Source organism: Thermoplasma sp. (assembly GCF_008709555.1).
Lineage (GTDB): Archaea > Thermoplasmatota > Thermoplasmata > Thermoplasmatales > Thermoplasmataceae > Thermoplasma.
In genome coordinates, this window is sequence record NZ_VYIJ01000004.1 from 82,848 (window position 1) to 96,021 (window position 13,174).

Genomic DNA, 13,174 nt, shown 5'->3' on the forward strand with positions numbered 1-13,174 from the left:
ACATATCAGTATTTGGAGAAATGTTATAACTCTTGATTCAATATGGATAAGAATGAATGGTATCTATCTTTTCGTTATTCTCCTCATATCATGGATAGCAGCCGTTTATCTGCTATCGCCTTACATCAAGAGATCAAAACATTTCTCACTGTTCGGGCCCGCCATAATGTTAAAGTTCGTGAAAAATAGGGGCGTCATAGAGGGAATATCAAAGAAATTTCCAGCAAAATCCTTTTCCAGGGTATCCGTGATCATAGTTATAATTGCCGGAATGGTTGCACTGATAAGTCTTGGATACAGTGCCTATCTGGCATCGTTCATAAAACCAAGCCAGGCCCCTCCTGTCACTGAATTCCTCGGCCTTCCCGGCATTAATCCGGTGATACCGATAGGATATGGCATAGTGGCACTCGTGGTTTCAGTGGTTGTTCACGAATTGATGCATGGCGTTACAGCCAAGAGGCATGGGTTGAAGGTTGACTCTGTCGGTATCCTGTTCTTTATAGTACCGGTAGGTGCCTTCGTGGAGCCAAACGAATCAGAGATGATGAATGCCGATCCTGTTGTCAGAAGAAGGATTTTTGCAGCCGGCCCTGGAATAAACATAATAATAGGCGTCATTCTGGCCATCCTTATCTCAACCGTCATGTTTTCCAGCGCAGTTCCAATACATCAGGGCATCTATGTGCAGAGTTCGGATCTGGAGGTTAACCCCTCTTTATCGCCAGGTAATGAGATAATTGCCATAGGCAATTACACTGGAAATAACGTGACAAACGCACTTATAAATTCTGATGTAGCCCCTGCATCAAATGTCAGTGTTACCTTGTTCAACGGGAAGAACGTGAAGCATGTTGAGGCCTTAGCTGGAATTGTGATCGTATCGACGCTTCCCGGATACCCTGCCGCAAACGTCAGTGTTCCGCCAAACTCAATAGTGATCTCCATAGACAACACCACCATAGTTAATCAGACCATACTGACAGATGTCCTTGATGCAATACCGCCAGGAAGCAGCATATCCATGAGCGTTATGGTCATGCCCTCGCACAGGATCGTGACATACAACTTAACGACGACTTCCGCTTATAGGTATTACTCACAGTACGATCCCAGCGCAAACAGCCCCTCATACAAGGATTACAGCTTCATCGGAATATCGATCTCATATATGGGCATTACCGGCTACCCCGTAAATGAGCTCAGGGATCTTATCTTTCTGAGATCGTTCTACTCGAATCCCGTGGAAGGCTTCATAGAGGCAATAGGCCTTCCATTTTATGGCCTAAACCCTGTTCCGGTGGCAATGGCAGGCATGTTCTCCGTTCCATTCAGCCCCCTGGTGTTCTGGGGGATGCTGAACACATTCTACTGGTTCTTTTGGATAAACATACTCCTCGGCATAACAAATGCTCTTCCTTTCGCCTTCTTCGATGGTGGTCAGTTCTTCAAAGATACGCTAACAATAGCTGGAAGAAAGTTCAAGTCGCTTTCCAACGAGAAGGTGGTAAACCAGATCATGTACTTCATGAGCTTTCTGGTGTTCTTCTTGATAATGTGGGAACTTATCGTACCTAGAATAATATGAGAATATAGCCCTGGGCAGATTCGAACTGCCGTCGATGGGTCCAGAGCCCATAATGCTTGGCCACTACACCACAGGGCTGCGGGTGGTGAATTTCATTTTTCTTTAATAATCTTTTCATCGAAACTCAGATGCATCTAATTCATATGCTGTTGAAATCGATCTTTGCCTTGGACGGATCCTTTGCGATCATTGCAACCCTGCTCTCCACCCTGTCAGCCACGAAATAGTAGCCCATCCTGTCAGCCAGCTGGTGTGAGAACTCAAGTATCTCGGTGTGAGACGGCATGTTTGATGCCTGCAGCTTCGTCATCGATGATCCGACATGTACGTATCCCTTAGATTCTATGAAGTCCGGATCGGCCTTTCTGTCTAGCGCTTCATATTCGTCCAGATATGGCATGTTCACACCATGTACTAGCGTATGCCTTATCACTGTCCTGGTGTCAAGGCTAGGAAGAAGCTCAAGCGTCCTCATAAGGTTCTCCCAACCATTACCAATGGACGGGTTCAGCAATTCGTTGAAGATCTTCTTATTTGGCGCTGCCACTGTTACGTATAACTGAGTGGGCAGCGGATCAAGCTTTTCCAGGACGGAGGGGAGCGTGCCATTCGTGACAAGAAAAGTGCTTATACCGCGCTTCTTGGCGGCAGCAATGAGCTCGCCCAGCCTCGTGTAAAGAGTCGGCTCACCCGTCAGTGAGATGGCCATGTGCTTTGGATGTGTGGCCTCTTCCCATATCTCTTTGGAAACCTTTGGGTTTCCCTTGAATCCAGTTATGAGTTTGAGGTGTTGCCTTATGCTCTCCTCTAATATGAATTCAGGATCGTCTTCATCCGATATGTGCATTGAGTCGAAGCCCTGAAAACGCCAGCAGAAAGCACAGTTTTCTGTACAAGCATTAAGCGCTGGCGTCATCTGTATGCACTGATGCGATTTTATACCATAGAACGTGTTCTTATAGCAGCCTGGCCCGCCCAACAGTTCATCCTTTGTCCAGTGGCAGACCTTTACCGCAGAATGTTTTCCCACAAGACCATAATGCTCCTTACGATAGATATCAGCATAAATGTTCTGCACGAAAGAAGGATCGGAAACTCATATTTAACCAGTTCGTAAAAATAATTTTTAAAAATTATTTAATTTTCAGTCCTCGGAGGACTCACTGTTGCTCCCGCTCTTGGGTGGGTTGCTGGAGGATCCGCTGGATTTTGTGGCTATGACGTCATCTATGCGCAGTATCATTATTGCGGCCTCCGTTGCTGATTCTATGGCCTGCTTGCCAACCCTTATGGGTTCGATCACGCCGTTCTTAACCATGTCCTCGATCTCGCCGGTGAAGACGTTTATTCCGTAGGTCTTGTTTCCCTTGGCGTGCTCGGCCCTGAGCTTCAGCAGTATGTCTATCGGATCGAGACCGGCGTTCTCTGCCAGTGCCCTTGGGATCTCCTCTATGGCATCGGCGAATTTCTCAATGGCAAGCTGCTGCCTGCCGCCGATCTTCTGTGCATATGACCTCAGCCTGAACGCTATCTCCGCGGCAGTAGCACCGCCTCCAGCTGCGTATGCACCGTCCTCAAGTGCGCTCGCCACAACATGCAGGGAGTCGGTTATTGATCTCTCCATCTCGTCTACCACGTGCTCGGTCTCTCCCCTGACGAGTATGCTGACGGCCTTGGGGTTCTTGCAGCCAGTGACGAATGTCATGTAGTCCTCGCCAACCTTGACCTGCTCAACTCTTTCTGCTGTCCCCAGATCGGAGGATGATATCTCGTCTATTGTTGATACGATGGATGCACCGGTCGCCTTTGCGAGCTTGTCCATGTCGCTCTTCTTTACCCTGCGAACTGCATATATTCCGGCTCTGGAAAGGTAGTGCTGTGCCATGTCATCTATACCCTTCTGGGTTATGACCACATTCGCGCCCACTGATTTGATCTTGTCAACCATCTCCCGGAGCATGTTCTCCTCTTGGGCGAGGAACTTCTGTATCATCGATGGATCCTCGATCCTGAGGTTCGTATCGAATTCAGGCTTCTTTATCTCGAGCGGAGCATCCAGCAGCGCTATCTTTGCGTCCTTGACCACATCGGGCATTCCGGGGTGTACCTTCTCCTTGTCGACTATGATACCGTTTATGAGCTGCGTGTCGTCTATTGCGCCGCCCTGTTTCTTGACAACCTGTATGTTGTCGAAATCAACATAGTATTTGCCGTCTCTGAGCTCTGCAACGGATTTGACCGCCTCGTACGAGATCTCTGCCAGCTTGTCCTTGGCAACGGAAGCGCTCTTGCTGTTCAGCGAGGTCTGGGCCATCTTCAGGAGCAGGGCTTTCTCATCCTTGCCTATCTTCGTGGATGTCTCGTCTATTACCCTCTTTGCCTCCTCTGACGCCATCCTGTATCCTTCGGATATCACGGTCGGATGCACGTTCTGGTTTATAAGGCCCTGAGCCTGCTGGAGCAGACCGCCGGCGATTATAACTGCGGTGGTTGTTCCGTCTCCAACGAAAGAATCCTGTGTCTTTGAGACCTCAACCATCATCTTCGCGGCTGGGTGTTCAACATCCATCTCCTTCAGTATAGTCACACCGTCGTTTGTTATGACTATGTCGCCGAGCGAGTCCACGAGCATCTTGTCCATGCCCCTTGGGCCAAGGCTCGACCTCACGGAATTTGAAATTGCAATTGCAGCCTCAATGTTCTCCTTCATTGCGTCCTTTCCACTCTCCCTCTTTGTTCCTTCTTTAAGAATGAATATAGGTTGTCCAGCTATCATGGCTATCCAATGGAGTAAAAATAAACTTCTATATAAGTATTTCTAATTGTCGTAGAAGACTGATGGTCATCATGAAAGCACATAGGTCTGAAGCTCATGCTTGAGTTCTCTTGCGGCTTTTTCCGGATCCTTGGCCGAAAATATCGCAGATACAACCGCTATCCCGTCTATACCGTATCCAGAGAACGCCCGCACGTTTGACTGGTTTATGCCACCTATGACGAAAACCGGTATGCTGACATGGCTGTGTATGTTTTCAAGAACCTTTATATTATATACTCCCGCATCCTTCTTTGTGTCAGTATGGAAGAATGGGCCAAAGGCAACGTAGTCCGCGCCATTCTTCTCGGCGAACACAGCCATCTCCCTGTCCCCATAGGTGGAGTAGCCTATGAGCCCTTGAAAAATCTTCCTGGCTTCCGGAAGCGGCATATCGTCCTTTCCGATGTGAACGCCATCCGATCCGATCTCCATCGCCAGGATCACATCATCATCTATGAAGAACGGTATATCGTACCTACTGCATATCCTCTTGATCTTTCGGGCCACCTCGATTCTAACATCACGGCCATTGGTCTTGTCTCTGTACTGCAGTATATCCACGCCGCCAGCCAAGGCCTCCTCTATTATATCGAAAAAATTGTTACCCCTATAGTCTTCTGTAACGAGATACAGACCTCGGAGTTTCTTTCGATCATGGATCATCGCCAGCCCTCCCTCATACCAAATTCCACGGCTGCCCAGAATGGATCCTTCTCTGGAGGCCCTATGACCCTTTTCTCCTTGCCTATCATTATCCTTTCCCCGGGATCTGCAGTCATCTCTCCAATCACGTGCGCATCTATTCCCTCCACTTTCAGGGCAGATACGAGATCGTTTGCATAATCCGGCCGGACAGTTATAAGAAGCGCCCCCTCGCTGATTGCCCTCAATGGATCTATACTGAATATAGAACAGACCTTCTGCACATAGTCGTCTACATGGATACTGTCTTCGTATATTCTTATACCGTTGCCTGAGGAGTCGGCCATCTCAAACAGTGCACCCAAGAGGCCCCCTTCTGTGACGTCATGCATGGCAGTGACCCTGCTTCTTAGACCGAATTTCCTGCATGCGATGCTTTCATACACCGTAGTGAGCTTTCTGAACAAAGCTATACCGTAAGCATAGGCATCATCGCCAAGTCTTTCCTTTATGGTGGTTGGGAATAGCCTTGTTAACAGAGCTGCGGCTTCTATGGCAGGTGTCTTGGTCAGTATCACAGCGTCTCCAGGGCGTGCCATTGAGCTTGTCACGTATTCATCCTCGCCTATGAAGCCCATTGCGGTTATCCCACCTATCATCGGAAAAGAAGTACCAGCATACCTTGCCGTATGTCCCGTTATTATGGATGTACCGAACCTTGAGGCCTCTTCCGTGAAGGCTTCCCACATCCTGGAGATCTCCTCATCGGTCATCGACAGGGGCAGATTAAGATCAACAGTCATATAATCCGGATCCGCACCGGAGGTCAGCAGATCAGAGGCGAGTATATGGTATGCAAACCACGCTGAATCCTCATAGCCGAATACCGGATCGAAATAGAATGGATCTGTTGTGACAGACATCACACGGCCATCACCTATCCTTATGATACCCACGTCGACCCCATTCGCCGGGGGCACTATATCCTCTCCATGCTTTTTGCCTGTCCTTGACAGTATCCTGGATGTGAAGAAATCACGGTCTAGCTTTCCGGGCTGCTGCATGATGGTATATAACAGAACGGAATAAAACCGTTGCCCGTGATCATTAGCAATATGCTAATCTTCTTAGCATTCAGTAAATACTAAATAATATACTCGCATAACTGGCAAGATGAACGGTATCGAAGACCTGAAACAGGACACACCGGTGAGGTTGCATGGAGACGTGAGCACATGGGGGGCGATCGCAGAGGAGATCTCGGCAATGGCTCCCGCATGTGATACCGTGGCATTCATGACCTCCGCAGCCATGTTTGCTTTCGTGCTCACTCCATTGGCATTTCTGATAGCCACTCTGACCATGTACCTTGAGGTAAACACATTATACCACCTTTCGAAGCACCATGCGAGCGCTGGGGGCTATTATGGTTACATTTCAACAGCGCTTGGATCTAGGAGCGCCATACTTTCAGGTCTTCTTTATGTGCTATATCAGGGCGTCAGCACTGCAGCCATACCGGTATATGTTGCCGGTATACTTCTGCCGGGTATCGTACAATACTTCTTTCATATAACACTTCCAGTGTGGGTATGGCTTCCATTCGTATCCGTATTCATCGTTGCACCCATAGTTCTTGCCATAGCCGGCATAAGGCCGCAGATGAAGTATGTCAGGTACGCAGCAGCTTATGAGATCGCCTTTCTCGCGATACTGGGTATAATCATAATAATGCATGCACCAGACAACACGCTGAAGGTCTTTGACCCATTTGCCTGGCCATCCTACGATGCTCAGTTCAGACCATATGGAGGCCCATTCGCAGGGCTTGGTCTAGGGATGATATTTGGACTAACAAGTTTCATCGGATATGGCGGATCCGCGCCTCTCGGGGAGGAGGTCAGAGTGAAGAGTTCCATCACAAGATCTCTTGTGCTTGGCCTGCTTATCGTGGGTGCGGTTCTCACCGAGGTTGCATACGCGCTCACAGTTGGATGGGGCGTGAACGATATGTCCTCTTTCGCAACCGCTGAAATCCCTGGTGTCATAGTTGCAACGCTTTACGCTGGTATAGCTGGAGGACTTCTGCTCTCTCTTACCGCATTCAATTCAGCCTTCTCTGACGCTGTCGCCATGCAGGCAAATGCAGGAAGGGTGTACTTCTCAATGGCACGCGATCGAGTGATACCATCCATCTTTGCAAGGGTAAGCAAGAGGTTCGGAACACCATACGTATCGCTGATGTTCATCGCAGGAATATCCGTATTCATGAGCCTACTCGTACCATTCCTGGTGGAGCTGGCCATGGGCTTTGGCCCGATATACCTGATCACCGGGCACAACCTTCAGAACATAGACAACATACTTGAGAATTCATTCGACCTTCTCTCCACGATGGCTCTTGTAGGCCTGATATCCGTGCATCTCATGCTGAACACAAGCGTTATGACCCTCTTCAGAAGGCTCAGGGAAAGACACTATGGCCTCCATAGAATAACCCACCCGATCGAACATTACGTGCTTCCAGCAGTTGCTACGGGCGTCTTTATCTTCGTACTATATGAATCCATAGTGCCTCCTGTGTTTCCGATAACGCAGGCCGTGGCCACAGTAGCCGTCTATATAGTGTTCATGGCAGCATACATAATGTGGCTTTCAAGAAGACATCCAGACGTGGTCAGAAATGCCGGAAGACGCGTAAATCTAATAACTGAAGAGGAAATGGATGGAAAATAGAGGCACATTGCTGGATGTGAATGATCTGAGTTTTTCATACAGTAATTTTTCCATTAAAAACATAGACATACATATCGATAGGGGACAGGTCGTCGGAATACTGGGGATTACTGGCTGCGGTAAAACCACGCTTCTTAAAGTTCTCTACAGCGGCCTGCAGCGTGGAAACGGGCACATGAACTGGAATGGGGATTATTATGTAGACGCCATAGGCAGGAGGAGACCAAATGTAGTATACGTTCCCCAGTCTGCACCGGATTCAATGGACAGCATTTACAGTGTAAACGATCAATTAAGGAAAATATTGCATAGCAGAAATATGGACTTCGATCGGGATCTGCTGAAAGACATTATGGAAAGGATAGGTAGGGACGCCGATATGCTGCGAAGGAAGCCGCAATTCCTTAGCCAGGGTGAGCGACATATCGCCGTGGTTGTCGCAGCTCTCATGCTGCGACCCAGTCTTATAATTATGGATGAACCCACAACGTCTCTGGATGCAGTAGAAACCCTTGAACTTCTTGAGTTGATAAGACGGTTTGCAAATGATAACGATACTTCTTTCCTAATATCTGGAACCTCACCCGACGTTATAACTTACGTATCGGATTTCATCTATATTATGTTATGTGGTACATTCGTCGAAAGCTCGACAAAACAGAACCTGACGGGAAATCCTCTCCACCCGTATACACAGATGATGATGAGGATGCGTCCTTCCCTGGCTACAAGAGATCTTTTGTCATACCGATTTATATCGGAATGCAGTGAACCAGGATGCCCGTATCTCGATTACTGCCAGTATGCCCGGGAGGAATGCAGATCACCGATATCCATGCTGAGGTACGGTAACACTGATGTAAGGTGTGTCCTTTGGCGGTGATAATGCTTTCAGCGGAACACCTGTATAAGGTATACCTAGAGAAGATATCGATTGCGAGATGGAGAAAAAGGACGATAATAACCGATTTCTCTTATGACTTCCTTTCCGAGACAAGGTATGGATTAATCGGCCTTTCTGGATCGGGTAAGACAAGCCTTGCTAATATCTTAGCAGGTTTCGACAGACCAGACGCCGGAAGAGTACTTTACGCAGGACACGATGTCAAGCAGTCTCAAATCCGCGTTAGAAATGTTTTCCAGGATACATACAGATTCCTAAACCCCGTGAATACGGTGATCTGGTATGAGAAAACCGTATCGCGCATTTCCCCTGATCCTGGACTCGTGGACAGGATTCTTGATATGGTTGGCCTGCCGGTGGAAAAATACGGCGACATTTACATCGATCAACTTTCCGGAGGCCAGCGCCAGAGGCTTGCCTTTTCCATCGTGGCTTCACAGATACCTGAAGTAGTCATCCTGGATGAACCGTTTTCGATGATAGATCCTGCGAACACACTCGTGCTGTTCTCCATAATCAAGAAATATCTGGAAAAAAGCACAGTCATATACATTGACCACAATCTTGACAGGATTGCCTATCTCTGTGATCAGGTCATTGCATTTGACCACGGGGCAGTCGTCGAGGAGGGAAATGTTATGTCGGTATTTGGCGATCCAAAAACAGAGTACGTGAGAAGGATGATCGATGCCGCCGGAAAACTATCATCTCAACTGCGCTGACGTGTATCATGCAGTGCCATACTGCCACCAGTGGCACAGCGAACCGTAGCCTCTACCCGTGGGAAATGATTTCTTAATCGCTCCCTCAACGTATTCCTTGGCAAGGCGAATAGATTCGATCTCACTATGCCCTCTTATCATGTAAGAAACTATCGCTGAGGATAGGGTATCTCCAGTTCCATGCGTGTTTTTTGTATCTATCCTAATACCGGGATACTCCTGACTCGTCCTGCCATCATAGAACACATCGATGGGTGAAGATGCCAGATGGCCTCCCTTTACAAGAACATGCGAACCCGTTTCCTCATGGATGCGTTCAGCAGCGGTATGCATGTCCGCTACATCCTTTATCCTGATACCGGAAAGTATCTCGGCTTCAGGTATGTTTGGCGTCACAAGCGTTGAAATAGTGAGAAGCTTTCTCTTAAGGGCGTCTATGGCATCCTCTTTTAGGAGTCTCGCGTTGCTTTTGGAGACCATAACCGGATCGACAACTATAACCGGAACGCTGAATTCCGTGAATTCCTCAGCCACAACGTCAATTATCTCTGAAGAGAAGAGCATCCCGGTTTTTGATCCATCCACTTTGATATCCATGGCTACAGTTTCAAACTGAAGCCTGACGAAATCTGGAGGTACTGGGAATATGCCAGATACTTCATATGAATTCTGTGCAGTAAGGGCAACTATCACCGACATGCCGAAGACCGAGAGCGCGTTGAACGTTTTCAGATCTGCCTGTATACCGGCACCACCGCCGCTATCTGATCCGGCCACCGTTAAAGCGTGGGGAACCATAAAATGATAAGTACGCCATGCCGTAAAAATATTTCATAGATATACCGTTCATTTCATAATTTTATGCGATGGAGATCGGGCATGATTATCCACATCGATTGGAGCCTTGCCTCGCAGATCACCTCAATTGACCCATAACATGCGCTACGGCTTCAGGGCTCATATTTGTGACCAGGAGTGGTATGTTCTCAATATCGGCGAGTTTTATAGCCAGATCATCCACGTTGTCCGGCTGTATGTAGACGACGGCCGCAGGCTTCAGAGGATGCACCCGTATTGCTATCATTGGGCTCCTGCCAAACTTCACATCCGTGAAGAAAATGGCCCGCTCGGAGGACCATCCATACAGCCTGCTGTATTCATAATATGAAAACGCAAGGATGGCCTTCACGCCGTCCACTATGGTGTATCCTCTTATGTCCCTGTCTATCGGTACGTGGGAAACGTTTGTTCCATTTATGGCCTTTATGGCCTTCTCCAGCGGAACGTCACGGTCATAGTCCTTTATGTCTATGAGAGCTTCCGATGGAACTCCGCTCTTGTATTTCTTTATTATGTAACCGCCTCTCCTCTCATCTATTGTGATGAGGGCATCAACGATCTTCCTCACAGAGGCTATACTCGGGAATTTCCTTCTACCAGTCTCGTAATCACTTATAACGGATGGGGACTGGTGCAGGAAATTTGAGAGTTCGTGCTGGGATATCTTGAATTCTTCACGCCATTTTCTTATCGTCTCTGCCGGAGAATCTGATAGGGTTATTTCGCCAGCTATCTTCTCCCTGAGCTCTATATCCATGATCCTGCAAACGCCAGGTAGTATATAGAATTGCCGAACAATCATTCGGCGATAAGCGAATAATAAGTTGTGTTGATCTACGTCAATATATTTTTAATTATCTATCTGAATTTTTATAATTAGACTTTATATTTGAAATATGATTTCTAAATTGATAGTTTTCGTTATATGATTAAAGGACCTAAACTCCCCCTAAATTAACACATATTTTTTCATCGTCTGAGCCAGTATTACACAGCATTATGCTGTATATTTTTATTCCTCACTTCAATCTATAAATATTATAGAGACCATTTATTCAAGCCATTTCCAGTGGAAACATGTATACAGTATTAACACATACTATAACACATATGACTATGATTGATAATGCACCTGATCCTGTCAAAGAGACATACATGAGGATGAAGAACGAGAAGGGAAAGAAGATTGAATTAAAGGTAATAGGTGGAAACTATTACATCTATGCTGCAAGGGGTGTATGGGACAAGGTAAAAAAGAAGCCTGTGAAGAAGACTGTTCTAATGGGGAAAATAGATGATAATGGAATATACAGGGAGAAGAAGCCAAAGAGCATATTCTCCTCCACCAGGGTATATGAATACGGCAATTCACAGCTTGCATGGAATCTTGCACAGGATATGTACAGCATCATGGAGAAGCATCCATACAGGGACCAGATCATTGCAATGGCAATAGTGAAGGCCATTGATCCAATGCCTCTCAGAATAGTTTCATCCAGGTACCAGAAGCTGTATATATCCAGGACACTGAAGCCTGACCTTGACCCGGACGAATTATCAAGAATACTGGGATATGTGGGAAATCACTTCCCTGATCTCTATGAACTGTTCAGGAAATTGATGGAGCCAGGCGGTTTTCTATTCTACGATATGACATCAATAGTGTCATACTCGAGGAATCTGAGGCTTGCAGAGAAGGGATACAATCCTGACCATGAATACGACAATCAGGTGACTGTGATAATTGCATTCTCTGTGAATTCATGGCTCCCTGTTGCAGTTGATGTGTTCTACGGATCCATAAAGGATATAAAATCCCTGGGTTATTTCATAGAGAGGTTCCATGATGACAATATGGGATTCATCATGGACCGTGGATTATTCTCTGAATCCATAATCAGGGAATTCAGAAGGATGAAAATGCATTACATAGTGCCATTGAGGAGAAACTCCACACTTGTGCCATACAAGGTGAAATTCGATTCAGCATTCATGTACAACGGAAGACCTGTACAGTCCACAAGGAAATCCTCCAGGTATGGATATATCTACATATTCCAGGATCCCATGATGAGGGCAGAGGAGGAATCAACCATACTCAGGGATGTTGCATCATCCATGAAGGATATGGAGTACTTTGAGGACAGGAAGGAAAGCCTCGGTGTCTTTGCAATAATATCAGACCTTGATAGGAATCCATCAGAGATATATGAGCAGTACAAGTCAAGGGAGGAGGTTGAGCAGGTATTCGATACCATGAAGGGTGACCTTGAATCTGACAAAACTTATCTGAGGGACAATGAGAAGGTGAAGGGATTCTTCTTCATAGTATTCCTCGCACTTAGGATAAGATTCCGCATACTGAAGGTTTTAAAGGAGTACAATTTGCTGGGAAAGATGTCTGTGAATGAGATAATCTTCGAGCTTTCAAAGATGGAGAGAATAGTTGAGAAGAATGGCACTGAATACTTTGCAGCAGTCCCAAAAAAGGTTGAAAGGATTGCCGGACTCTTCAAGGACATTATACATATGGGTTAAATTAAGGGGAGTTTAGGTAAAGGAATAGGCTATTGATTTTTTATTATTTAAGTATTTTTGCTAATGGATGAATGACAATTGTTTTTTATTGTCGAATTATAGCATATTGTGATAAAATGACCAAAATATTACGGATTTCAGTGAATGGATAGAACTGGATGATGACGGATTTATAGTTGATCCAACGCATTGGTGCAAGGAATTTGCTGAAGCTCTGGCTGAAGAGGAAGGAATACCAAAACTCACCGATGAGCACTGGAGAGTGATAAACTACCTGCATGACTTCTTCGTGAAGAATCAAACGTGCCCTCCAGTAAGAATGCTTGCTAAGAATGTTGGTATGGATGTAAAGAGGATTTATCAGCTGTTTCCAACCGGACCAGCAA

General features: G+C 46.5%; 12 protein-coding genes and 1 tRNA gene. 6 read left to right on the plus strand and 7 right to left on the minus strand.

Features of this window, described 5'->3' with window-relative positions; genetic code table 11:
- Positions 1–52: 52 nt before the first annotated feature.
- On the plus strand, positions 53–1,588 hold the full coding sequence (locus F6Q11_RS02925) for a site-2 protease family protein (protein ID WP_297026210.1): 1,536 nt from the start codon (positions 53–55) through the stop codon (positions 1,586–1,588).
- A 5-nt stretch (positions 1,589–1,593) separates the two neighbouring features.
- On the opposite strand, the gene F6Q11_RS02930 is transcribed toward F6Q11_RS02925, so the two are convergent.
- The 5 genes from F6Q11_RS02930 to F6Q11_RS02950 form a co-directional block, all read right to left on the minus strand.
- Positions 1,594–1,666, minus strand: a tRNA-Gln gene (locus F6Q11_RS02930).
- Positions 1,667–1,727: 61 nt separating this feature from the next.
- Positions 1,728–2,666 carry a 4-demethylwyosine synthase TYW1 gene (gene twy1, locus F6Q11_RS02935; RefSeq protein WP_297026211.1) on the minus strand — a complete coding sequence of 313 codons (939 nt, stop codon included), beginning with the start codon at positions 2,664–2,666 and terminating at the stop codon, positions 1,728–1,730.
- 66 nt (positions 2,667–2,732) lie between these two features.
- Positions 2,733–4,364: a thermosome subunit beta gene (gene thsB, locus F6Q11_RS02940; RefSeq protein ID WP_297026212.1), complete on the minus strand. Its 1,632-nt coding sequence runs from the start codon at positions 4,362–4,364 to the stop codon at positions 2,733–2,735.
- Between the two features lie 69 nt (positions 4,365–4,433).
- Complete coding sequence (gene thiE / locus F6Q11_RS02945; protein WP_297026213.1) at positions 4,434–5,069, minus strand: thiamine phosphate synthase; 636 nt, start codon at positions 5,067–5,069, stop codon at positions 4,434–4,436.
- Entirely contained in the window at positions 5,066–6,112 is a 1,047-nt protein-coding gene (locus F6Q11_RS02950; RefSeq protein ID WP_297026214.1) for an AIR synthase family protein, read from the minus strand. Before F6Q11_RS02950 ends, thiE begins: the two co-directional genes overlap by 4 nt.
- 109 nt (positions 6,113–6,221) lie before the next feature.
- Between F6Q11_RS02950 and F6Q11_RS02955 the strand changes: the two genes are divergently transcribed.
- The 3 genes from F6Q11_RS02955 to F6Q11_RS02965 are packed head-to-tail and all read left to right on the plus strand — an operon-like array spanning position 6,222 to position 9,410.
- Positions 6,222–7,784: an APC family permease gene (locus tag F6Q11_RS02955; RefSeq protein ID WP_297026215.1), complete on the plus strand. Its 1,563-nt coding sequence runs from the start codon at positions 6,222–6,224 to the stop codon at positions 7,782–7,784.
- The gene (locus tag F6Q11_RS02960; protein ID WP_297026216.1) at positions 7,774–8,667 is read left to right on the plus strand and encodes an ATP-binding cassette domain-containing protein; all 894 of its coding nucleotides are present in this window, start codon (positions 7,774–7,776) and stop codon (positions 8,665–8,667) included. Before F6Q11_RS02955 ends, F6Q11_RS02960 begins: the two co-directional genes overlap by 11 nt.
- Entirely contained in the window at positions 8,664–9,410 is a 747-nt protein-coding gene (locus F6Q11_RS02965) for an ABC transporter ATP-binding protein (RefSeq protein ID WP_297026222.1), read from the plus strand. The genes F6Q11_RS02960 and F6Q11_RS02965 overlap by 4 nt, the downstream gene beginning before the upstream one ends.
- 6 nt (positions 9,411–9,416) lie before the next feature.
- Here F6Q11_RS02965 and thiD read toward each other — a convergent pair whose 3' ends face one another.
- Together thiD and F6Q11_RS02975 are read right to left on the minus strand one after the other, a co-directional pair.
- Entirely contained in the window at positions 9,417–10,208 is a 792-nt protein-coding gene (thiD, locus tag F6Q11_RS02970) for a bifunctional hydroxymethylpyrimidine kinase/phosphomethylpyrimidine kinase (protein WP_297026217.1), read from the minus strand.
- Between the two features lie 118 nt (positions 10,209–10,326).
- Positions 10,327–11,007 carry a helix-turn-helix domain-containing protein gene (locus F6Q11_RS02975; protein ID WP_297026218.1) on the minus strand — a complete coding sequence of 227 codons (681 nt, stop codon included), beginning with the start codon at positions 11,005–11,007 and terminating at the stop codon, positions 10,327–10,329.
- Between the two features lie 359 nt (positions 11,008–11,366).
- Here F6Q11_RS02975 and F6Q11_RS02980 point away from each other — a divergent pair, with 359 nt between their 5' ends.
- On the plus strand, positions 11,367–12,788 hold the full coding sequence (locus F6Q11_RS02980; RefSeq protein ID WP_297026219.1) for a transposase: 1,422 nt from the start codon (positions 11,367–11,369) through the stop codon (positions 12,786–12,788).
- A 154-nt stretch (positions 12,789–12,942) separates the two neighbouring features.
- The coding region (locus tag F6Q11_RS07590; protein WP_394349633.1) for a TusE/DsrC/DsvC family sulfur relay protein at positions 12,943–13,174 on the plus strand (232 nt) is incomplete at its 3' end.

Coding starts and splice junctions, on each gene's coding strand:
- F6Q11_RS02950 (WP_297026214.1), bottom strand. CDS start 6,112: ATGCAGCAGCCCGGAAAGCTAGACCGTGATTTCTTCACATCCAGGATA.
- thiD (WP_297026217.1), bottom strand. CDS start 10,208: ATGGTTCCCCACGCTTTAACGGTGGCCGGATCAGATAGCGGCGGTGGT.
- thiE (WP_297026213.1), bottom strand. CDS start 5,069: ATGATCCATGATCGAAAGAAACTCCGAGGTCTGTATCTCGTTACAGAA.
- F6Q11_RS02980 (WP_297026219.1), top strand. CDS start 11,367: ATGATTGATAATGCACCTGATCCTGTCAAAGAGACATACATGAGGATG.
- F6Q11_RS02975 (WP_297026218.1), bottom strand. CDS start 11,007: ATGGATATAGAGCTCAGGGAGAAGATAGCTGGCGAAATAACCCTATCA.
- F6Q11_RS02955 (WP_297026215.1), top strand. CDS start 6,222: ATGAACGGTATCGAAGACCTGAAACAGGACACACCGGTGAGGTTGCAT.
- thsB (WP_297026212.1), bottom strand. CDS start 4,364: ATGATAGCTGGACAACCTATATTCATTCTTAAAGAAGGAACAAAGAGG.
- F6Q11_RS02925 (WP_297026210.1), top strand. CDS start 53: ATGAATGGTATCTATCTTTTCGTTATTCTCCTCATATCATGGATAGCA.
- F6Q11_RS02960 (WP_297026216.1), top strand. CDS start 7,774: ATGGAAAATAGAGGCACATTGCTGGATGTGAATGATCTGAGTTTTTCA.